The sequence below is a fragment of the Saccharothrix espanaensis DSM 44229 genome (assembly GCF_000328705.1).
Lineage (GTDB): Bacteria > Actinomycetota > Actinomycetes > Mycobacteriales > Pseudonocardiaceae > Actinosynnema > Actinosynnema espanaense.
In genome coordinates this window covers 2,235,787-2,257,203 of record NC_019673.1, presented here as the reverse complement: position 1 = coordinate 2,257,203, position 21,417 = coordinate 2,235,787, and the positions used below count along the sequence as shown (strand labels likewise).

At 70.0% G+C, this 21,417-nt stretch carries 15 protein-coding genes and 1 pseudogene; 4 read left to right on the top strand and 12 right to left on the bottom strand.

All coding sequences use genetic code 11. The annotated features are described in order from the left end of the window. Positions 1–206: 206 nt before the first annotated feature. The 3 genes from BN6_RS10505 to BN6_RS10495 form a co-directional block, all read right to left on the bottom strand. A complete protein-coding gene (locus BN6_RS10505; protein ID WP_041312532.1) occupies positions 207–779 on the bottom strand; it encodes a hypothetical protein in 573 nt (190 codons plus the stop codon). Between the two features lie 13 nt (positions 780–792). Further along, entirely contained in the window at positions 793–2,817 is a 2,025-nt protein-coding gene (locus tag BN6_RS49525; RefSeq protein ID WP_015099585.1) for a DUF3289 family protein, read from the bottom strand. 112 nt (positions 2,818–2,929) lie between these two features. Beyond that, positions 2,930–3,364, bottom strand: coding sequence for an IS5/IS1182 family transposase (locus BN6_RS10495; protein WP_041312530.1), 435 nt, complete (start codon positions 3,362–3,364; stop codon positions 2,930–2,932). Between the two features lie 1,070 nt (positions 3,365–4,434). On the opposite strand from BN6_RS10495, the gene BN6_RS47715 reads away from it, so the two are divergent. Further along, complete coding sequence (locus BN6_RS47715) at positions 4,435–4,968, top strand: tyrosine-type recombinase/integrase (protein ID WP_197540255.1); 534 nt, start codon at positions 4,435–4,437, stop codon at positions 4,966–4,968. On the opposite strand, the gene BN6_RS43490 is transcribed toward BN6_RS47715, so the two are convergent. Beyond that, the gene (locus tag BN6_RS43490; RefSeq protein ID WP_269454354.1) at positions 4,907–5,149 is read right to left on the bottom strand and encodes a tetratricopeptide repeat protein; all 243 of its coding nucleotides are present in this window, start codon (positions 5,147–5,149) and stop codon (positions 4,907–4,909) included. The two genes, BN6_RS47715 and BN6_RS43490, sit on opposite strands and share 62 nt — an antisense overlap. Before the next feature lie 65 nt (positions 5,150–5,214). Here BN6_RS43490 and BN6_RS10485 point away from each other — a divergent pair, with 65 nt between their 5' ends. Next, positions 5,215–5,976: a nucleoside phosphorylase-I family protein gene (locus BN6_RS10485; RefSeq protein ID WP_041312527.1), complete on the top strand. Its 762-nt coding sequence runs from the start codon at positions 5,215–5,217 to the stop codon at positions 5,974–5,976. Positions 5,977–6,159: 183 nt separating this feature from the next. On the opposite strand, the gene BN6_RS10480 is transcribed toward BN6_RS10485, so the two are convergent. From BN6_RS10480 to BN6_RS10460, 5 genes and pseudogenes are all read right to left on the bottom strand, one after another. Next, on the bottom strand, positions 6,160–6,603 hold the full coding sequence (locus BN6_RS10480) for a hypothetical protein (protein ID WP_015099581.1): 444 nt from the start codon (positions 6,601–6,603) through the stop codon (positions 6,160–6,162). Position 6,604: 1 nt separating this feature from the next. Further along, positions 6,605–11,026: an RHS repeat-associated core domain-containing protein gene (locus tag BN6_RS10475; RefSeq protein WP_015099580.1), complete on the bottom strand. Its 4,422-nt coding sequence runs from the start codon at positions 11,024–11,026 to the stop codon at positions 6,605–6,607. Continuing rightward, positions 11,023–11,328, bottom strand: coding sequence for a type VII secretion target (locus BN6_RS10470; protein WP_015099579.1), 306 nt, complete (start codon positions 11,326–11,328; stop codon positions 11,023–11,025). Before BN6_RS10470 ends, BN6_RS10475 begins: the two co-directional genes overlap by 4 nt. Positions 11,329–11,332: 4 nt before the next feature. Next, positions 11,333–11,779 carry a YbaB/EbfC family nucleoid-associated protein gene (locus BN6_RS10465; protein ID WP_015099578.1) on the bottom strand — a complete coding sequence of 149 codons (447 nt, stop codon included), beginning with the start codon at positions 11,777–11,779 and terminating at the stop codon, positions 11,333–11,335. 291 nt (positions 11,780–12,070) lie between these two features. Further along, positions 12,071–12,544 (bottom strand): annotated as a pseudogene (locus BN6_RS10460) (IS630 family transposase); the annotation flags it as partial. Between the two features lie 213 nt (positions 12,545–12,757). Between BN6_RS10460 and BN6_RS10455 the strand changes: the two are divergent. Beyond that, the gene (locus BN6_RS10455) at positions 12,758–15,148 is read left to right on the top strand and encodes a UvrD-helicase domain-containing protein (RefSeq protein ID WP_041312523.1); all 2,391 of its coding nucleotides are present in this window, start codon (positions 12,758–12,760) and stop codon (positions 15,146–15,148) included. Positions 15,149–15,779: 631 nt separating this feature from the next. Next, positions 15,780–17,597 (top strand): AfsR/SARP family transcriptional regulator, encoded by a 1,818-nt coding sequence (locus BN6_RS10450; RefSeq protein WP_015099575.1) that lies wholly within the window; start codon positions 15,780–15,782, stop codon positions 17,595–17,597. Positions 17,598–17,620: 23 nt separating this feature from the next. Here the strand turns inward: BN6_RS10450 and BN6_RS10445 are convergent, their stop codons facing one another. From BN6_RS10445 to BN6_RS10435, 3 genes are read right to left on the bottom strand one after another with little or no spacing between them, the layout of a single operon-like run. Continuing rightward, positions 17,621–19,129 (bottom strand): MDR family MFS transporter, encoded by a 1,509-nt coding sequence (locus BN6_RS10445; RefSeq protein ID WP_015099574.1) that lies wholly within the window; start codon positions 19,127–19,129, stop codon positions 17,621–17,623. A 36-nt stretch (positions 19,130–19,165) separates the two neighbouring features. Then, complete coding sequence (locus tag BN6_RS10440) at positions 19,166–19,960, bottom strand: thioesterase II family protein (RefSeq protein WP_015099573.1); 795 nt, start codon at positions 19,958–19,960, stop codon at positions 19,166–19,168. Beyond that, positions 19,957–21,387 (bottom strand): class I adenylate-forming enzyme family protein, encoded by a 1,431-nt coding sequence (locus tag BN6_RS10435; RefSeq protein ID WP_015099572.1) that lies wholly within the window; start codon positions 21,385–21,387, stop codon positions 19,957–19,959. Before BN6_RS10435 ends, BN6_RS10440 begins: the two co-directional genes overlap by 4 nt. Positions 21,388–21,417: the final 30 nt, after the last annotated feature.

The window sequence follows — 21,417 nt, the reverse complement described above, 5'->3', positions numbered from 1 at the left end:
AAAGGGCACCGGCGGCACCCCTCGAACGTCCACAGTGGACTTATGCTCGGCCACCTCCCTTCGGTCTCTCCCAGGCGTCGACCTACCTCCTGGACCGACGACTCACCTGCGTCGAGTACCTGACGACAGGGAGCGCAATTCGACCGGCTCCCATCTGAACCGGCGTCAGATGATTGCGCGAGTCCACCAGTACCGAGGGCCTCCTCCTACGGGAACTGTTCCCCCTCGCGGCCGACGTCGTCGATCGGACCGAGGATCGTCCAGCCGGACCCGAGGGGGCGGGTGGAGCGGAAGCCGTGGGCGTCCGCGTACTCCTCGGCCTCCTCCGCGGTGTCCTCGGGGGCGTGCATGATCGTGTAGCGCGGGGGGTCCTCGTGGTAGAAGCGGTAGAATGTGCGGCCCTCGTCCTTGGACTGGTAGAGGATCAAGCTGACGCCCCAAAGGGCGTCGTACACCTCCTGGTCGCTCGGGGGCGTCGTCGTGCAGGTGTCGGATGGGCGGCCGGGCTCGCGAACGCAGGTTCGGTACGGGCTCCAGCCGATGCGTTCGGCGTGGGGATGTTCCGCGATCAGCTTCCGCATCCGGGCGTCGGCCCGGGCGAAAGCGTCCTCGTGGTGGTCGTACTCCTGCTGCAGTCGGTTGAAGCGCTGCTCGTCGAGGCCGCTGCCGAAGTGGGCCTCCAGGCCCGCGAGGACGGCGAGCCGCCAGGCCAGGTACCCGGCCGTCACAACGACCAGCGTGACGACCAGGACCCGGGCCGGCGAGCGTTTGTGGGGCATCAGGTCGGCGAGGTCAGAACGTGCCGCTGACGGGGAGCTCGATGTCCGCCTGCGCGATCGCCGGGGGGTACTTCCCGTCGAACCGGTCATAGTGCTGGAGCGTAAACCAGTCGATGAAGCCGTACTCCCTGATCTCGTCGTCCGGGTCGAGACCGAAGTGGTCGTAGGAGTGGAAGACGAGCTTGCCGGAGAAGGAGTTGCCTTCGACCTTGTAGTCCTTCAGCGCGATCGTGTGGCCGTGGAACTGGTGTATCGCGATGGAGAGGGCGCGCTGGTTGGCGTCCCAGAGCGAAAAGTCGTACACCGGGTATCTCACGCCCTGGTCGTAGAACTGCTGGAAGAGGAAATTCTTGGAGAGGTCCTCTTGGACCTTGAGCTGATCGGTGCGGCCCTGGTTGTCGATGAGGGACTGCTTGATGATCTGGCCGGCCTTGTCGGTGTACGTCTTCTCCTGTGGTGAGGCGCCGACGGCGCGGGAGAGGGCCGTGCCGGAGCCGCGGTAGAGGTAGCGGCCGGGGTCGAAGTTGTCGTCGACGGTGACCGTGCCCGCGCTCTGACCCCCGCGGCCGTAGCGGAAGGCGTTGCGGAGGTCGTCTACGGACTGGGCGTGGTCGGCGTCGGCGCCGAGCTTGCCGAGGTTCATGATGTCGTTGAACTCGGCCCACATGAAGGACTCGGGCGTGATGCGGGCGACCCAGAACTCCCAGCCGAGGTCGGTGAGTTCGTCGAAGTTGTAGTCGTTGAAGGTGAGGTCGTCGGCGACGCGCGGGTCGGCCGGGACTGGCGGGTGCCGGGGGTCGGGGGCCTTGCGGTGGCCCTCGAGGAAGGACGACTGGTGGATCAGCATGTCGGTCGGGGGCGGGTCACCCGGGTCTCCGCCGTCGGGGATTCGCTTGCCAGGGGCCTCTGGGCCTGCCTTGTCGAAGACGTCGCTGTCGAGGACGACGTACTTGGCGGAGCCGGCCGTGGCGGTGGCCGTGATCGTGCTGCCGCTGCGCTGCTGGCCCGACTGCTTGACGAGGTGACGGGCCTTCTCGTCGTAGCGGTAGAGGGCCGGTGCGGTGCCCTCCGTACGGTCGGGGTCGAGGTGGAAGGTGAGCCTTGCGGCGTGGTCCGCGGGGGCGGAGACCTGGAAGCCGTTGCCGAGGTAGCCCGGAGTGGACTTCGGGAACTCCCGCTGCTCGGCGGGGAGCGCGGTGACCTGGAAGCCGCCGACCTGCTCGGCGGCCAGGTCTTTGAGCGTGGCCTCGGCGGCGGTGGCGCCGCCGTCCGCGCGGCGGGTCACGTCGAAGGCGGAGTTCTTGGCGCGGGGAGAGGTGTTGAGCCTCGTCTCCTCGCCGTCCTGGACGCCGTCGCCGTCGGTGTCGGCGTTGGTGGGCTCCGTGCGGAGCTCCAGCTCGCGGGCGGTCGTGAGGCCGTCGGTGTCGGGGTCTTCGGCGCCGTCCTTGATGCCGTCGCCGTCGGTGTCGGCCTTGAGCGGGCTGCTGAAGCGGAAGCCGAGCTCGGCGAAGTCGGAGAGGCCGTCGCCGTCTGTGTCCTCGGACTTGGGGTCGAGCCCGGCGCGCACCTCCAGGTCGTCGGGGAGGCGATCGCCGTCGGTGTCCTCCGTCGGCGAGACGCCGTGCTCGGTGAAGGACGCCCAGGTCGGGGTATCGGCCGTGGTGCCAGGCTCGGCGCGGTACCAGACGGTCTCGGTCCTGCCCGGCTGGAGGGTGTTCGTGGGGCCGACGCCCTGGAGCGTCGTGCGCGCGCCTTGGGGGGCGGCGAGCTTCGCGGCGGAGGTGTCCGTGATTCGGTCGGAGAGCTCGAAGGTCAGCGACCATTTGGAGACGGGGTGATCGGAGACGTTCTCGAGCTGGAGGCGGGCGACGTACGAACCCTCCGTCGTTCTGCCGCGGAGGGCGGCCGGCACCTGGCTCCACGTCGCGTCACCGGGGGCGATCTGGTGGTAGGAGACGTCGATCGTGTTGTCGCGGTAGAGCGTCGCCCCGTCGGTGGCCGCGCCGCCGGGGGTTCCCGCGACGGCGGGCACGGCCATGCCGAGGAGAAGGAGTAAGGCCGCGCCGAGGGGCGCGGCGGCGCTTCTGTGCACTGTTACCTCTCAGTCTGGTGCGTGTAGAGCGACGGCCGCCATCAGGGCGGCAGCCGTCTTACACCCACGTCTGATGTGGTGGATTGGTGAGTCGTTGGAAGTAGGTCAGGGCTGCGGCGAGGGTGGCGAAGGCGCGGCAGGTGAGGGCGTGGCGCTCGTAGCGGATGGTCAGGCGTCGGTAGCCGGTGAGCCCGGAGATGGCGCTTTCGACGACCCAGCGGTGTCGGCCGAGGCGGTCGGAGGGGTCGATGTTCTTGCAGGCGATGCGCGGGATGGTGCCGCGGTGGCGTAACCAGCGGCGCAGGTGGTCGATGTCATAGGCCTTGTCGGCGTGCAGCTTCGCCGGGCAGAAGCGACGCGGACCACACCGGGAGCGGATGCGCGGGATGACTCGGAGCATGGGCTTGAGCGCCTGGCTGTCGTGCAGATTGGCCGCCGAGACACCGACCGCGAGCCCAGTTCGTCCAGCACCGCGTGGTGCAGGCGCTGCCACAGGGCGGCTTTGCCGCCTCACGACACGGCCCGTCACCGCTCCCCCAAATCGTATTCAGCTCATCACGAATCACACGCAGCACGAAATAAGCGCAACACGGATCGGTCCAGGAACCGACTCGGCATGCACCGGCACACAGATGTGCACGACACAGCCGCTCCGGCACGACGCACGGAGAACCGACGACCGGCTGGACATCGACCCGAGGACCACGTCAAAGCCCGGCAGATCAGGCCGAGGGCGCGCCGTATACAGGAGCCCCGTGGCGACCTACGACACGAGTGACCTCTCGCGAGCAACCATCAGCTTCCCCCTGTGGACCACGCGACGACAGCAGGCGCGAACGTTCCGTGCCATTGAATCGGAAAGACGGCAACACGAACACAGCCGACCGGGTGACTTCACGCCAGTCCGACCGACACAGAATGACCGCACTTGCGGAAACCGCACGCCGCTAACAGCACAGATCCGCAATAGTGCACGGCAGATCGATTCAGAGGCACGACATTCTCGTGTAGAATATCCGAAGGTACAACATCGCCATCACAGAACGATTCGACGTCGTCGCGACCGGATACACCACTGGACCACAGACCGATGGCTCCGCCGCCGAACCAAGCAGACCGTCTGGACGGCTCAAGCTCCGACGATGCGCATCCACACCCAGGTCTCGATGCCCGTAGTCGTCCAGACACAGTGGCATCGGGGCGCGCGCACGATCTTTGCAGGACGTTCGCCGGTGTGGGGTGACCGTGGTGGGTCATGAACCCGTCGAGTATTGACGATGTCTTGCTGCGCCTGGCCGCCTCTGCCTACCTGGGTCGCTACACCGGGGCCTTCCGGACCCACACCGAGTCCGACCTGCGCCTGATCCTGGGCTGGTGTGCCGAACGTGAGTTGGCCCCGTTGGGATTGGGGCGGGCGCAGGTGGAGCTGTACGTGCGGTGGATGCAGGAAGTCCGCCGGTTCAAGCCCTCCACCGTGTCCCGCCGCATGGCCGTGGTCTCCGGCTTCTACCGCACCTGCGTCATCGACGCGGTACTCGACCACTCGCCGGCCGACTGGTCGCCATGCTGGGGCTGCTCAGGCTGCGGGTGTCCGAGGCCGGGCGCGGCGATGTGCAGGACCTCGGCGAGGAACACGGACACCGCGTGCTCCTGGTCCACGGCAAAGGCGGCAAGGAAACCCTCGTGCCACTGCCGCCCGCGGTCTGCAGGGCGATCGAACGCGCCGTCGACGACAGGGCGAACGGGCCGATCCTCCTCAACCGACGCTATCGGCGGATGGACCGGCACTGCGCCACCCGGCGCCTGCACCACCTCGCCAAAACCGCCGTCGTGCGACTGCCCAAGGTGCATCCACACCTGCTGCGCCACACCTACGTCACCACCATGCTCGACGCCGGAGTCGACCTCCGCGACGTCCAGATCGCCGCACACCACGCCGACCCCAGAACCACCATGCGCTACGACCGCGCCAGCAAAACCTCGACCGCCACCCCAACTACATACTCGCCGCCTACCTGGCCTCAGCCACCTGAACTCAACAACACACGGTCATGCCGAGAGGCGGATGTTCGAGCGCTGTGGTCGGCCGGTCTGTGATGGTCGCGTGGGCGCGCGAGTTCAGGTCGATGTCGCGCGCTCGAGGTTTGTCTGGATCGCTGGGGTGGCCGGGGCCGAGTACCCGCTCGCGGTCGGCGAGGGTGGCTTCGTACAGTGGGATTGCCCGACCAAGATCACCGGCGGACTCGTATGCGGCGGCCAGGTTGTTGCGCGAGCCCAGCGTGTCCGGGTGGTCGGGGCCGTGGAAAGGACCTCCATGATCTCCCTGCTCGTCTTCACCGGTCCGTGCTCCGCAGGTTCCGCGAAGAACGGGAGTCGAAGTTCGAGCTCGCCGACCGCGGCATCACCACGACCGAGGTGCAGCGCGAGGGGTGCTACTACGACGTCTTCGAGCTCACCTCCGCAGGCCGGGCGCCGGTCCGCGTGGTCTCCGCGCAGGCCACCGACCAGGGCGGCCAGCCGACGGCGGCGGTGACGCGCGACCTGCTGTCGATGTTCCGGCCGACCCTGATCCTCCTGGTCGGGGTGTTCGGCGGGTTCGGCGGGTTCGGGGAGCGCGGGGTGTCGTTGGGCGACGTGCTCCTGGCGCGGGAGGTGTTCGACTACACCCCGGAAAAAATGCGGCCGGAGGGCGGCGGTCTCCGGCCCCGGGTCTACCGGACCGACGAGCAGCTGCTGCGGCTGGTCACCAAGCTCGACACCAGGGGCAGGCTGGACGCGTCGCTGGAAGGCCATCAGCTGTTGGTGAATGACTTCGCGAGCAGCGAGAAGGTGATCGCCTGGCAGGGGTCCGAACTGCGGGCCCGGCTGCTCGCCCTGTCCGCCGACGTCGGCGGCGTGGAGACCGAGGCGCACGGGGTGCTCCACGCGATCTGGGAAGCGTTCAAGGCGAAGGAGTTCGTGGGCGGGGCGATGCTCAAGTGCGTCAGCGACCTCGGTGACGAGGAGATGGCGGTGGACAAGAAGGCCAAGCAGACCGAAGCCGCCCGGCGGGCGGCACGGGTCGCGCTGGACATCGCGGGAGCTTTCCGGCGCTCGGACGAGTGACGCGCCGCTCAGGCGACCGAACAGCTGTGGTCCATTCTCGAGTTCTGGCGCGCTTTCGGCGGCGACCCCGGGGCACGGCACCTCGAACGGGGCCGACAACCGGTCCGGGAGAGGGCCTGAAGAGGGTCACGTAACGGGACTTCTGGTCAGGGCAGTCGGCGAAAGCACCGGGGTCGAGGGGTGTCACGGCGGATGGCGGTGCCAGCTCTCGTACTTCGCGATCGCGGCGGCCAGGTCGTCCAACGGCTTGCGGTCCTCTTCGACCTCGGCGGATCCCAGCTCGTACAGGCCGCGGGCGCCGTCCAGCACCGCCGCCCGGAAGTCGTCCACAGTGGACACGTCGATGGCCTGCCTGCCGTGCCGCGTCTCCACCTCGGCCTTCTTCAGCGAGAAGACCAAGGTGAAGCTCGAATCCGTCCCGACGAACTTCCTCGTGCCCCGACCGGCGTCGACCAGCACCCGGACGTCCCACAGCAGTTGCGCCGCGGCCAGGTAGACCATCAGCCGCTCGTCCGGGACGTGTCCTCTGGTAGTGGCTGTTCCGTCGCTGCCGGAGACGTCCAGGTGCCCTAGGGAGAAGCCGCTGTGGGGTGGGTCGTCGTCCACGGAGAAGGCGAAGGAGGGCATGTCACCTGCCGATCGGGAACATGGTGATGACGTTGTTGCCGTCGGACGAATCGACGACGAGGCGGTAGTTCGTGCGCAGGCCGTTGATCGTCATCCTACGCTCGAACACCTGGTAGTCCTGGCCCGGGTCGGACTGCCTGGTGCCCTTGCGGACCATCTCCTCGGCGGCCCGCTCGATCTGGTCGCGGGTGGTGCCCGGGGCGAACAACGAGCCCTGCTTGGTCGGGTCGTTGCCGCCGGGGACGTGCCGCTGCTCGATGTGCTTCCAGCCCTGCTTGGACGTGCCGTCCTCCATGCGCGGGGTGGCGCGGCACAGGGCGAGGCCGAACGGGTCGGCCCAGCTGAAGGGGTTGGGCACGTACCAGTGCGGGTTGAGCCCGCCGGCCAGGCCGAGCGGGTCGACCGAGGCGTACCGGCCGGAGTCGGGGTCGTAGTGGCGGAAGTAGTTGTAGTGCAGGCCCGTCTCGATGTCGTGGTACTGGCCCGGGAACCGCAACGGGCAGCTCACGGCCGGCGCGGGACCGTCTGGCGCTTGACCCCACAGCCCGGTCCGGGCGCGCCACACCAGGTCGCCGTTCGGATCGATCATCTCCGCGGGCGTGCCGGCGATGTCGGTGACCAGCGCGTAGAACTGCCGGTCGACCCACTCCTGCGGGGCGTCGCGCAGCGGGGTGCGTTCGACCTGGGTCACCGGTCGCTGCGTCGTCGGGTCCCACTCCCACGTGGTGACGGCATCGTCCTGCTCCTGTTCGGCGAGGACCACTCCGTCCCAGGTGAACAGCGTCCGCTCGGCGGTGCCGCCGTCCCCGGCCAGGCGTTGCTTGGACAAGCGGCGGCCGAGCCCGTCGTAGCGGTACCGCCAGCGGCTCCCGTCCGGGGTCACCACCCCGACCAGCCGGTCTTCGCCGTCCCACGTGTAGTTCCAGTCCTCACGCCGGCCCGACAGCGTCGTCCTGCGACGGTGCACGACGCGGCCCTGCGCGTCGTGCCGGTAGGTGACGTTGCCGGCCCGCCGGACCAGGGTGCCGGTGTACTCGTGCGGTCCCCGCCCGGTCGGGGTGGTGGCGGCGGCGATGTTGCCCGCGCTGTCGTAGGCGTAGGACTCGGCCCAGCCGCTGCCCTGCACGGCGGTGACGCGCCCGAGCGCGTCGAGGTCGAAGCGCCTGACGCCGCCGAGGTGCTCGGCGACGCCGACCAGGTAGCCGTCGGGGCGGTAGCGGTAGGAGCGCCGCTGCACGAGGCGGGACTGCCGCCCGGTCACCGTCTGGGCGACCAGCCGGTGATTGGCATCCCACCCTTGGGTGAGGACGGCCTCGGCGCCGATCGCACGGGTGGTCTCCCGACCGCCCGCGTCGTAGCCGAACCGGATGGTCTGGCCGCCGGTGGTCAGCTCCACCGGCCGGTCGTCGGCGTCGTAGCGCCAGTGCGACTCGGCCCCTGATGGTGTGCGGCGGTGGATGCGTCGCCCCAACGCGTCGAGGGTGGAGGTGGTGGTGCGTCCGTTGACGGTTTCGGCGGTGACGCGGCCGGTCGCGTCACGGGTGATGGCCACGTCGGCGTCAGGGCTGGTGGCGCGAACGATCCGCCCGGCGGCGTCGAAGGCGTAGGTGGTGACCACCCCGGCAACGTTCTTCTCCACGGCGTTGCCCAGGACGTCGTAGCCGAAGGTGATCACCTCGCTCACGCCGTTGACCTTGCCGGTCTGCCTGCCTGCCGCGTCGTAGGTGTAGTGCAGGGTGCGGCCGTTGAAGTCGGTTTCCCGGATCAGACGGCCCGCGGGGTCGTAGTCGTAGCGCCACACCAGGCCCTGGGGGTTGGTCGCCGAGGTGATGTTCAGGGTGGAGTCGTAGGTGAACCGGTATCGGGCGCCGTCGGGTGTGGTGCGGGCGACGGGCAGGTCGAAGCCGCCGTACTCGGTGAGCGTCACCTGGCCGGTGGCGTCCCGGTGCTCGACTACGTTGCCCTCGCCGTCGTAGCGCCAGCGCTCGATCGTGTTGTCCGGCAGCGTGCGCGAAGTGATCTTGCCCTCGACGGTCCAGGTCAGCGTGGTGCGCCCGCCGACGGGGTCGACGATGCGGCCGATCCGTCCGAACGCGTCGCGCTCGTAGCGGACGGTGCCGCCCTCGCCGTCGGTGATGGCGATCGGCAGGCCGGCGGCGTCGGTCTCGAAGCGCCGGGTGGCGCCGAGCGCATCGGTGATCGCGACGACCTGCCCGTTGAGGCCGTAGGTGTGGCGGGTGGCCGCGCCGACGGGGTCGGTCACCACGACCAGGTTGCCCCGCTGGTCGTACTCGCGCAGCCACCGCGCGCCGTCAGGTGCCACCAGGACGGTCAACCTGCCGTGGTCGTCGTACTCGGCGCTGGTGCGGCTGCCGTCCGGCCACACGATGCCGACCAGGTCGGTGTAGCCGTACTCGTAACGGGTCGTGTGGGCCAAGGGGTCGGTGCGTGAGAGCAACCGGTCCCGGTCGTCCCACGTCGAGGTCGTGGTGTTGCCCAACGGGTCGGTTTCGGCCACGACGTTGTTGCGGCGGTCGAGCCGGTAAGTCGTGGTGTTGCCCAGCGCGTCGGTGAAGCGGGTGGTCTTGTCCCCGGTCACCGGGTCGCGGTGGTAGCCGAACGTGCCGTTGAGCAGCCCGCCGGAGCCCTGGTTGGCGATGCAGCGGCCGTCGGCGTCGTAGAAGTAGCGGTACCACTCGCCGTTGCGGTCGGTCCACTGGGTGATCCGGCCGGAGTCGTCGTAGTCGAAGCGGGCCGGGAGGTTGGAGGAGTTGTGGACCTCCCGCAGCCTGCCCGCGTCGTCGTAGCGGTAGCGGATCGCGCTGATGCCCGCCACCGCGAGTTCGGTGATCCGGCCGGTGTCGTCGGTGCGGACGGTGAGTCGGTACCCGCCGGAGTGGTCGACCCCGGTGACGGCGCCCGCGTGGTCGCGTCGGACGTCGATGCGATTGTCGTTGTTGTCGGTGATGGCGGAGAGCAGGCCGGTGCCGGCGAAGTGCAGGGTGCGGCCGGACTCTGGTTGCGCGAGCGCGTACCCACCGTTCTCGCGGCGCAGCGGCCACCGCGGGCCGACCAGCGGTAGCTCCTGGTCCGGCGGGTAGACCAGCAGCACGCCGTCCTCGGCCGCGAAGACCGTGCCTTCGTGGTCGTGCTCGACCCGCTGGTCCAGCGTGGAGGCCCAGGACCGCCCGAACGAGCGGCCCGCCCGGTAGGAGGAGACGTGCACCCGCCGCAGCACCAGCGGGAGCGTGCCGGGCAGGTCGAGGTCGACCTGCTCCAGGATCACCTCGCCGGTCGCGATGTCGATCGGATCGTTGCAGGTGGTGCGTTTGTCGGCCGGGGTCTTGGTGTCGTTGGGATCGGCCGGGCGGTTCGTCGTCCCCGGTTGGTCTGGAGACTTGCCGTTGCTCGCAGTGCTCGGTGACGTGCTGGAAGGACTCGTCGCGCCCGGTGACGTGTCCGTGCCGGCCGGGGACGTCGTGCCCGATGGGGAGGTGGTGCCCGATGAGGAGGTGGTGCCCAATGAGGAGGTGGTGCCCGATGGGGAGGTGGTGCTGGACGGGCTGGTGGTTCCGGACGATGACGTGGTGCCGTCGGGGCCTTTGACGGTGGGTGCGTCGGGCGCGCCGGGAGTGCTGGACGGGCTGGTGGTGCCGGGGCTGCTGGGGCCGTCGGCGCGACGGCCGAGTTTGCCCAGCTTTTCCATGATCTCGCCGAGTTTGTCGAGGACCTTGCGGATGCGCGGGGTGACGTTGCCGATGGTCTTGACGAGCTTGCGGACCAGGTCGGCGATGCGGTTGCAGACCTTGGCGATGGTGGAGGTCGCCTGGGCCACGATCAGGGGGGTGGCCAGGCCGAGGGTGGCGACGGCTTCGAGTGCCCAGGTGATGAGCTTGCCGACGACTTCGGCGACCAGGTCGCGGATGATCTCGCGGACGGCGGCGACGACCTCGCCCATGATCATCACCCCGGCGCCGACGCCGTCGGCCAGCGAGCCCGCGCCCGCGATGGCGTCGGCGGTCTGGGCGGCGTGGCCGCGGTAGGCGTCGGCGGCTGCCCCTTGCCAGCCGGGTGCGTCCTGGGCGGCCAGTTCCTCGGCGACCCGGGCGACCTCGGCGGCGACGTTGGACCAGGTCTCGCTGAACGAGCGGATCACCGGCGGGTCGCCCGCGAACCAGTCCAGCGCCTCCTTGAGCGGCTGCACGTGCTCGATGAGCCAGGACACCCCGTAGGAGGCGACCGTGCCGATCGGGTCGAGCACCATCGACAGCACTTCCAGCCCGACACCGACACCACCGAGCCCGGCCGCGACCCAGCTGCCGTCGGAGATGCCCTGCGCCAGGTCGTTGGCCGACTCGGCGATGCCGATCCCGGTGACTGCGGTCGTGTCGCTCTTCGCCGTGGCGACCAAGGGGTTGTTCACGTGTTCATCCCGTCGAAGCGCGCCGACTCACCGGTCTCCTGGTCGTCGTAGGCACGGAAGGTCTCGCGCAGCTTCGCGGCGTTGTCTGCCACCGTCTCCGCCGCCTTCGACAACGCCTCGACACCCATGTCCTCGAACGGTTGCAGCAGCATCGCGAACGGCTGGCACACCACCCCGTAGGCGGAGTCGTTCATCGCCACCGTCCGCGCCGCGTCCGCCGCCGTGCGCAACCGGTCCGCCAGACCCTCCACCCGACCGGCCAACGCGCCGATCTCACCGGTAACGGCCTCGTAGCCGGTCATCACGTCACCTCAGGAAGCTGTCGTCGGTGAAGTCACCGTCGTCACCCGGCCGGCGACGCGGCGGGGCCGCAGGTCGGTCATCGGGCTCGGGCTGGGGGAAGTTCCGCTCGGCCACGGCCACGATGTGCTGCCCCGAGGGGGTCGGACCCACCGTTCCCCCGACGATCCGCGCCAACTCGGCCGGATAGCCGGCCTGGGCCTTGCCCATCGCCTCCATCACCGCCGCCGCGATCTGCTCCGGCCGCAACCGGCTCACCCCGTCGGTCATGCTCACCGCGTTGGGGATGCCGTTCGGACCGACGGTCACGCTCACCGCGCCATTCGCGGCCGACGCGGTGATGGAGATCCGCTCGACCTCCTGCCGCATCGACTCGTACCGCGCCGCCTTCTCCTCCGCGTCGCGCTCCCAGTCGTCCACCAAACGCTGCACGTTCGCCAACGGATCAGTCATCGGCTCCCCTCCGGTGACGTGGATCGAGCCAAGCTACTGCGCCCGGGACGGCATACCGGCCCGATTCGCTCCCAAGATGACCGGATCGGCCCAACCGGTTGACCCAGAGTGGTGAATCTGCCCACCGATCTGCCTTCGCGTGAGCAGACCTCCACGCATGTCTGCGGACCTCGGTCACTTTGAATGTGTTCCAGGGGGCGGAAGAGAAGGGGCAGGAGGGAGACTTCTTTGTACTGCAAAGAACACGATCTGCCTCGAACTGCGATTATTGAGCCGAAAGTGTCCGGTTGCCTACATAGCGGCGTAGCGGACGTGCGGTGCCCGGAAGTAGCCGCGGACGATGTTCGGCTGATGCCGGCGGCGGCGCAGGAATCGGCGGGTTTCGTGGGCGAGGCGGTCGACGGTGTGGGCGCGGGAGGCGTTGACGTTGCGCTTGAGGTCCGCGTTGAGCAGTTCGTCGGGGTTGAGCTCGGGGCTGTAGCCGGGCATCAGGTGCGGCTCGATCCGATCGGTGTTGGCCTTGAGCCAGGAGCGGACCGCCTTGCCGCGGCGCACGGGGTGCCGGTCTGCGATGACGTGCACCTTCCGGTCGGCCTGGCGGGCCACGCGGTCGAGGAAGCCGGTGAACACCGGTGCGGTGAACCGCTCGGTGAACACGGTGAACCACAGCGCGCCGCGTGAGGCGACCGCGGACATGACGTTGATTCGCAGGCGCTTGCCGGTCACCCGGACCACCGGAGTCCGGCCCATCGCGGCGACAGCCCGGCGGTAACACCTCCGCCCTCCACAGGATCGTCACATCGCGCCCCCGCCGCGTCCACGAGCGCTACCCAGCCGGAATCTCCCGGCCGTCCCCCACACTCGGAGGAGTCCGGACCGGGTATGCCGCGCGTTCACAACCAGGCTCGGCAGGCGGCAGCTTATGATCACCCCTTTGAGGTGACTGTGGGTAGTCGAGACACTCCGGAAAGGGTGACAATGGCGATCACGCCGACCCCCGAGCAAACCGCCGCCCGGGACGTCTTCACCGCCGGGCGCGACCTCGCGCTGGTCGCGGGCGCCGGGACGGGCAAGACCGCCACGCTCGTGCAGATGGCCGCGACCACCCGCAGGCGGGGTCTGTACATCGCCTTCAACAAGGCGATCGCCGACGAGGCCCGCACCCGCTTCGGCTCCAACGTCCAGTGCCGCACCGCCCACTCCCTGGCCTACCGCGCCATCGGCAGCCGCTACCAGGAGCGATTACGCTCACAGACCCGACTCCCGGCCTGGCAGACCGCGCGCAGGCTGGGGATCACCCGGGACCTGGCCGTCGGCAAGCACTTCATCAAGATCAACCACCAGGCTCGCCTGGTGATGGGCATGATCCGCAGGTTTTGCTACTCGACCGACAAGCAGGTCATGGCCCGCCACCTGGAAACGGTCACCGGCCTCGACAACGTCGGCCAGGAGTACCTGGCCCGGACCCTCCTCCCGTACGCGACGCGCGCGTGGGAGGACATCCGCTCCGACCGCGGCACCCTCCGGTTCGAGCACGACCACTACCTCAAGATGTGGGCGCTCACCGGTCCCGAGCTGGCCGGGGACTTCGTCATGCTGGACGAGGCCCAGGACACCAACCCGGTGCTCGAAGAGATCTTCCTGAACCAGAGCGCCCAGCGGGTCTGCGTGGGCGACCCGGCCCAGCAGATCTACGGCTGGCGCAGCGCCCGTGACGTGATGACCGGCTTCCCGGCGGAATCCCTGCACCTCACCGAGTCCTTCCGGTTCGGCCCGCGGGTCGCGGAGGAGGCCAACCGCTGGCTGCGGCACGCCGAGTCGACCCTGAGGCTGACCGGACGCGGTCCCGGCGAGTCGAGGATCGGCGAGGTGCACAACCCGGACGTGGTGCTGTGCCGGGGAAACGCCGACGCCATGCAGGAGGTCATGGCGTTCCTCGACCGAGGCGTCCCGGTAGCCCTGACCGGCGGCGGCGACGCGATCCAGCGCATCGCCGCCGCGGCCGAGGAGTTGAAGGCGGGCAAGCGGACCAGCCACCCTGAGCTGTTCCTGTTCGGCTCGTGGGGCGAGGTCCAGGACTACGTCGAGAACGACAAGGCGGGCCAGGACCTGAAGTCGATCGTGAGGCTGGTCGACAAGTACGGCCCGGAGCAGGTCCTGCGCGCAGTGGGCAGGCTGTCGGCCGAGGGGGACGCGAAGGTCGTGGTCTCCACCGCCCACAAGGCGAAAGGGCGCGAGTGGGCGACCGTGCGCATCGGGCCGGGTTTCGCCGCTCCGTCAGCCGACGACGACGGCCTGCCGAGGGACGTCAACCCCGCCGAGGCGCGTCTGATCTACGTCGCGGTCACCCGAGCCCGCCTCGGCTTGGACCTCAAAGGCGTGGCGTGGATCCACGAGTACGAGAAGGGCGCGACGACCCGCACCAGGCGACTGGCCGAACTCAGCCTCACCGGCCAACTGCGCCACCCCGACTCTCCGGTCTCCCACTTCATGGCCCGCCACCTGCCCGCCACCGCAGGCCCACAACGCGACTACCACAGGTATCTGGCGACCCTGCCGCACCCGGTGCAACCGATCGACGTCCAGTACCCGGACTGGTCCGGCATCGGCCACGCCGTCGACTACCGCCTCCGGCTGTCCTTCGGCGGCAATCTCGGGCCTGCGGTCGCACACGGCGTGTCCCTGCTGGAGGGCTTCTACCAACTGCCCGGCGCGTCACACGGTCACGCACGCCGACAACTGTCCACTGTGGGGAGACAACTCCTGGAGCGCATCGACGCCCACCTGGCCGATCCGACCGTCCACGACGACAACTCCCTGACCAGGTTGTGCTACGTGGCGGCGTCCTTCGAGGACATCTACCGAACCGGCCAAATCCGCCGCTTCAGCATGCTCGCCGAGCACGACGCCACGACCGCACTCGCGGACCTCGTCGCCGCCGTGCCGCCGTACGTGATCGAGGACGTCCACGCCCAACTGGCCTTGGCCGACCGCCCCCTGGCCCGGTTCCGCGCCCTGCCACCGTCGGCCAAGGTGTGCGGACCGGTGTTCGCGGGGAGTGCCGACGTCCCGGCGGACGCCGACTACATCCTGGGAGGCCTGCTCCTGGACTGCAAGTCCACAAAGGACCCACACCGACTGGGTCGCGACGAGTTCCATCAACTGGCGGGCTACCTGTTGCTGGACTACAACAACCACTACGCGATCAACAGCGTGGGTCTCTACCTGTCCCGGCAGGGCGGTCTGATCGTGTGGAACGTCGAGGACTTCCTCACCAAGCTGGGCGCGTCAGCACCACTGGCGACCCTACGAGCCCGCCTGCGAGCGGACCTTCGCGAGGAGCTGAAAGCTCAAGACCTACGCGGGTAACAGCCCCTCAACCGGCAGACGAATATTCGACCATTGACCGGAATACCATATAAATTCGCACGGAAACGATCGCCGCACACCTCGCGAGAAGGAGCGCAGGACAAATCGACGCGGAACCACGCGATCATTCCGCGTGCTGAGCACACGAGTGCACCGACGCCACCGACGCATTCCAGCACCACATTCGGACAGGCTCGCACATTCGGGAAAAATCACCCAGCCGGACCCAATCGACCAGGTAGGGACTGGTGTACGGGCACAGGTGTGTGGACTCCGGTCACGCGCAGAGGGATATACCTGAGGACCACCTCCGGATTACGCTTCGGGCCTGACGGAAGATTGACCCGTATGCCGGACATGACGTTCCGGACAGGGCAGGTACCGTTGTTGCAGACGATGCTGTGGCGAGTGGGGACTCGCCACCGGTTCTGTGGTACTCGGGGGCGGCGAAGCGCCGACGGGACGCGGCAGCGTTATCCAGGGGGACAAGTGTCACGATTTCAGCTGATGGTTCACGAGTTCGCGCACGAGGCCTGGGACATGCCGCGGACGACCAGATCCACAGCCGTTCGCCGGCGCGGCCCGTCACCGGGCCGGGAGAACGCCACCGGCACGCCCGCGGCGTCCTGACGTGCGTTTTCGGCTTCTCGGTCCGGTGGAGGTCCACGACGACGGCGTTCCGGTCGGGCCGAACGCGACGAAACTGCGCACCGTGCTCGCCGTCCTGTTGCTCGCGCGGTCGAAAGTGGTGTCCAACGCCCGGCTCACCACGATGCTCTGGGGCGATCAGCGGACCGCCGCCTCGGCGGCGCAGATCCAGACCTACATGTCCCGGTTGCGCAGGCTGGTCGGGCCGGACGCCGAACTCGTCCGGCAGCACCCCGGCTACCTGTTGCGCGTGCCGCCGGAGGAGATCGACCTGTTCGAGTTCGAACGGCTCGCCGCCGACGGCCGCCAGTCGCTGGCCGCCGGGCAGTTCGCGCAGGCCGCCGATGAACTGCGCCGGGCGCTCGCGCTCTGGCGCGGTCCGGCGCTGTCCGGGGTGACCGACTTCCTGGGGGACGCCGAACGCCCCCGGCTGGAGGAGGCGAGGCTGGCGGTCTGGGAGGACCGGGTGCAGGCAGACCTGAACCTGGGCGCGCACGCCGGCGTCGTCTCCGAACTGACCGGGTTCGTCGCCGCGCACCCCCTGCGGGAACGACAGCGGGCCCAGCTGATGCTGGCGCTGCACGGCAGCGGCCGGCAGGCCGAAGCCCTGACGACCTATGACGACTACCGCCGGCTGCTGGCCGACGAGGTGGGCATCGATCCCGGCGCAGACCTCCAGGAGCTGCACAACCGGATCCTCACCGCGCGGCAGGCCTCGCCCGCGGTCCGCGCGACGATCGCGATCGGGGCGCCGCCCGCGCAACTGCCCGCCGACATCGCCGACTTCACCGGCCGCGCCCGCGAGGTCGACCTGGTCGTCGGGGCGATGCGGCGGCACGGCTCGGTCTGCGTGCTGTCCGGGATGGCCGGTGTCGGCAAGTCGGCGCTCGCGGTGCACGCCGCCCACCAGTGCCGGTCGGACTACCCGGACGGTCAACTGCACGTCGACCTCGGCGGGAGCGGGCGCCCCGTCGACCCGGCCGAAGCGCTCGCCGTGATGCTGACCGCGCTGTGGGGCACGGCTGTGCCGGACACCCTGGAGGACCGGATCCGGCTGTACCGCAGCCGGATCGTCGGCAAGCGGGTGCTGATCCTGCTGGACGACGCGGTCAGCGAGAGCCAGGTACGGCCGCTGCTGCCCGGCGGGCCCGGTTCGACGGTCGTCGTCACCGCCCGCCGCAGGCTGGTCGCGCTGGAGGGCGCCGCGCTGGTCGACCTGCCCCTGCCGTCGCCGCACGAGTCGCTCGGCCTGCTGCACGCGATCGTGGGCGTCGACCGATTCCGGGCGGAACCCGGTGCGGCGCAACGCATCGTGGAGCTGTGCGGGCACCTGCCGCTGGCGGTGCGGATCGCGGGCGCCCGGCTGGCCGCCAAGCCGCACTGGACCCTGTCCCGGCTGGCGGGCCTGCTGACCGACCGGCGCGGCCGGCTGGACGAGCTGCGGGTGGCCGACCTGGACGTGCGGGCACGCCTGATTTCCGGCTACCGGGGGTTGGACGAGCAGGCCAGGCACGCGTTCCGGCTGCTGTCCCTGCCGGACGTGCCGCACTTTCCGTCCCGGGCCGCGGCCCTGCTGCTCGACCTCACCTCCGCCGAGGCGGACGAGGTGCTGGAACGGCTGGTCGACGCGCGGCTCTTGGACGTGGTGGTGATTCGGGGCGACGCGCGGTTGCACTACCGGTTCCCGGAGTTGGCGCGGTGCCTGGCCCTGGAGCTGGCCGGCCCGGAGGAGCAGCTCGGGCGGCACCGGGCCGCGCTGCGCCGGCTGTCGGACATGTGGCCGGAGCCCCGGTTCGCCTGACCCGGGCCGGGGCTCCCGACCGGTCAGTCCGCCCGCGCCGGCGCCGGCGCCCGCACTGGTGCGGTGGCAGGCGACTGGCGCCCCGGCAGGAAGAAGACCGGCAGCAGTGCCACCACCGTGAAGGCCAGCGCCCACCAGAACGGCGCACCGAACGCGGACGCCAGGCCGTGCGCGACGTCGCCGCCGGGCTCGACCTGCTGGAGCGTCGTGGTGCCCGCCGGCAGCAGCCCGGCCACCTGGTTCTGGAGGACCACCGCGAGCACGGCGGTGCCCAAGGACGCGCCGACGCGCTGGAAGACGTTGAACGCGCTGGTGGCGTTCGGGACGACCTCCTTGGACACGCTGCTGTAGGCGATCGTCATGGTGAGCGTCATCGACAGCCCCAGACCCATGCCGCGCACGACCAGCGCCGCGCCCAGCAGGACCTGGTTGGGGTCGGCGGTGATGAGCGCGAACGGGACCGTGCCGGCGATCACGAACACCACGCCGACGAGCGACAGGTTGCGCACCCCCAGCACCGACGCGAAACGGTTCATCGTCGCGACCGCGATGAGGTAGCCGATGCTCTGCGGCAGCAACAGCAACGCCGACTCCAGCACGCTGGTCCCCTGCACGAGCTGGAAGTACAGCGGCAGCGGGATGAGCACGCCGTACATCGCCATGCTCAGCAGGACACCCGCCGCGGTGCCGTTCTTGAAGTCGCGGACCCGGAACAGGCTCAGGTCCAGCAGCGGGTTCTGCCGCTTGCGCAGCGCCCGCACCGTGAACACCACCAGGAGCACGACGCCGGCCACCAGGCTGACGAGGGTCGTCGCGCTGTCGAACCCGCCCGCCGAGCCGGCTTCGGCCAGCCCGTAGATCAGGCCGACGAGCCCGGGCATCAGCAGGAGCAGGCCGAGCGCGTCCAGCTTCGCGGTCCGCGAGGGCTGGACGACGTTGCGGACCTTGGCCAGCACCAGTGCGATGGTCACCAGGCAGAACGGCACGTTGATGAAGAAGATCCACCGCCAGTCCAGGTAGTCGATCAGCACGCCGCCCAGCGACGGGCCGAGCACCGGCGCGAACAGCGCGGGTATGGAGACGATCGCCATCAGCTTGCCCAGCCGCCTCGGCCCGGCGGCCTGCGCCAGCAGCGCCTGCCCGACCGGCACCGCGAGGCCGCCGCCGATGCCCTGGATCACCCGGAAGACGATGAGGCTGGTCGCCGACCAGGCCAGCCCGGACAGCACCGAGCCGACCAGGAAGACGATCTGGGAGAAGATGACGGTCTGCTTGGCGCCGAACCGCGCGGTGGCCCAGCCGCTGAGCGGGAGCGAGGCGGTGATGGCGAGCAGGTAGCCGGTGATCGTCCACTGGACGGTGTCCAGGTCGGCGGCGAACACCGCGGCCAGGGGGCCGACCGCGACGTTGATGATCGTGGCGTCGAGCAGGCTGGCGAATCCGCCGAACGCCATGATGGCGCTCAGCCACCACAGCTCCGGTGTGAGCCGGTCCGAGTCGCCCTCGGTGGCCGGAGGTCGGTGAGTTCCCACGGCTGGCTGTCCCCCTCGTCGACGGATTCGATCGCGTCATGGTTCCACGACAGTCGTCGTTTGCGCAACAAGTGTCGGATAGTTGCCCGATCGGGTCGCCGCGAGCAGGGAGGCGGTCACCGAGTCGAGCACCAGGCGACCCGAGCCCGCCAGGAAGAAGTGGTCGCCGGGCACCTCGGACAACGTGAAGCCGGCGTCGGTCTCCCGCTCCCAGCCGAGCATCGCGGACCGGCCGGCGAACGGGTCCGACGCGCCGGCGAACCCCGTGACGGGCACCGCGAGCCGCTCACCGGGCCGCCCGCGATACCCCGCCACCACCGCCAGATCGGCTCGCAGCACCGGCAGCAGCTTCCGCAGCCCGGGCCGGTCCAGCAGGTGCGCGGGCGTGCCGCCCACCCACTCCAGCCACCGCAGCAGCTCCTCGTCGGTCCCTCGCCACACCCGTACCGGCCGCACCGAGGACGGCGCGACGCTCGCTCCGACGAAGAGCCCGCTCGGCGGGCGCGACCGCGCCAGTTCGTGCGCCAGCGCGAGGCCGACGATCCCGCCCATGCTGTGGCCGTAGATGCCGTACGGGCGGTCCAGGTGCGGCTCCAGCGCCGCCGCCAGCCGCCGGGCCAGCACCCGGGCGTCGTGCAGCGGCGGCTCGGCGACCCGCCGCCCCCGGCCGGGCAGCTGCACGGCGTGCACCTCCACGTCGGCGGCGGCGGACCGCCAGGCGCGGAACACCGTCGCGCTGCCCCCGGCGTAGGGCAGGCAGAACAGCCGTACGGCGCTGTCCGGCCGGGATCCGGTGACCGGTCGCAGCCACGGGTCTCGCCACGTGCTCATGCCGACTGCCCGACCTCGCTGTGCACGACCGACCGGGCGGTGTACCCCGACGCGTGCAGCAGGTCGCGGTTGCGCACCGGCTTGCCGTTCGACGTGCGTGGCAGCGCCGTCCGGAAGTGGAACGCCTTGGGGATCTTGTACGTGCTCAGCCGCTCGTGGCACCAGGCGAGCAGTTCGCTGCGCGCCAACGACGGGGCGATCACCAGGTGCGCCTCGACGGCTTCGCCGTAGACGACCACCACCTCGCGGACGTCCGGGTGCTCGGCGAGCACCGCCTCCACCTCCATCAGGTCGACCTTGAGCCCGCCGATCGACACCAGGGAATCGGTGCGCCCGGTGATCTCCAGGACGTTCGTGCCGGGTCGGCGCACGCACCGGTCGCGGGTGTGCAGCCACCCGTCCACGTACCGATCGTCGGCGTCCACGTGCAGGTAGGGCGTCTCGGCGAGGCGCACCCGCAGCGTGCCGTCGACCACCTCGGTGCACAGGCCGGGCACCGGCACCCCGACAGCGGGCGGCCCGTGGCGGCCGGTGAGGTCGGTCGCGATGATCCCGGTCTCGGTCATGCCGTACGCCTGCCCGATCCGGACACCGAACAGCTCCTCGAACCGCGCGAACACCTCCGGCGGCAGGGCTTCCCCGCCGGAGACGGCGAGCCGCAGGTCCGGCAGCGGCTCCACGTCACCGGGCCTGCCGAGCAGGGCGTAGTGTGCCGGTACACCCAGCACGGCGGCGATCCGGCGCCCGGCCAGCACCGACAGCAGCGCGCCCCGGTTCGGCCGACCGGCGAAGTGCAGCGCCGCACCGGCGTTCAGCGCGTGCAGCACCCCGCCGATCAGGCCGAACGAGTGCGCCAGCGAGCTGAGCAGCAGCACGTTCTCACCGAGGCGCGGCATGTCGGACAGCCGCGCGAACCGCTCGACCTCGGTCAGCAGCGAGCCCCCGGTCCGCCCGATCACCTTGGGCAGGCCGGTGGAACCGGAGCTGAACTGGATCAGCCGGTGGTCGCCCTGCGCGGGCGCACCCGACCGCATGGGCCGCACGAGGACCTCGCACTGGTCGCGGAACGGGGTGAAGGTCCGCGCGACGCCACCGGTGGTGAGGTGGAACTGCGGCCGGCACAGCTCCAGCAGCCGGGTGGTCTCGGTGGGTGTGAGCCGGGGGTCGAGCAGCATCACCTGGGCGCCGCGCGACCACAACGCGAACAGCGACCAGAGCAGCGTGAAGCTGGGCAGCAGCTGCACCGCGACCGTGCTGCCCCGGGTGATCGAGGACGCCCCGAGCACCCGCCCGGCCCGGTCGACCTCCGTGCGCAGCGCGTCGCGCGTCACGACGGTCTCGCCGTGCGTCGCCCACGTGAGGCGGCGCCGGTCCGGGTCGGACAGCGCGGCGTCCAGCCACGCCTCGAAGTCCCTGCCTGGAGTCATCTTGAGGTCCTTCCTCGCCGGGATCCGCCC

Excerpts from the sequence above, each read along its gene's own strand:
- BN6_RS10505 (WP_041312532.1), bottom strand. The coding sequence starts at position 779 with ATGCCCCACAAACGCTCGCCGGCCCGGGTCCTGGTCGTCACGCTGGTC.
- BN6_RS49525 (WP_015099585.1), bottom strand. The coding sequence starts at position 2,817 with ATGGCCGTGCCCGCCGTCGCGGGAACCCCCGGCGGCGCGGCCACCGAC.
- BN6_RS47715 (WP_197540255.1), top strand. The coding sequence starts at position 4,435 with ATGCTGGGGCTGCTCAGGCTGCGGGTGTCCGAGGCCGGGCGCGGCGAT.
- BN6_RS10480 (WP_015099581.1), bottom strand. The coding sequence starts at position 6,603 with ATGCCCTCCTTCGCCTTCTCCGTGGACGACGACCCACCCCACAGCGGC.
- BN6_RS10470 (WP_015099579.1), bottom strand. The coding sequence starts at position 11,328 with ATGACCGGCTACGAGGCCGTTACCGGTGAGATCGGCGCGTTGGCCGGT.
- BN6_RS10465 (WP_015099578.1), bottom strand. The coding sequence starts at position 11,779 with ATGACTGATCCGTTGGCGAACGTGCAGCGTTTGGTGGACGACTGGGAG.
- BN6_RS10455 (WP_041312523.1), top strand. The coding sequence starts at position 12,758 with ATGGCGATCACGCCGACCCCCGAGCAAACCGCCGCCCGGGACGTCTTC.
- BN6_RS10440 (WP_015099573.1), bottom strand. The coding sequence starts at position 19,960 with ATGAGCACGTGGCGAGACCCGTGGCTGCGACCGGTCACCGGATCCCGG.
- BN6_RS10435 (WP_015099572.1), bottom strand. The coding sequence starts at position 21,387 with ATGACTCCAGGCAGGGACTTCGAGGCGTGGCTGGACGCCGCGCTGTCC.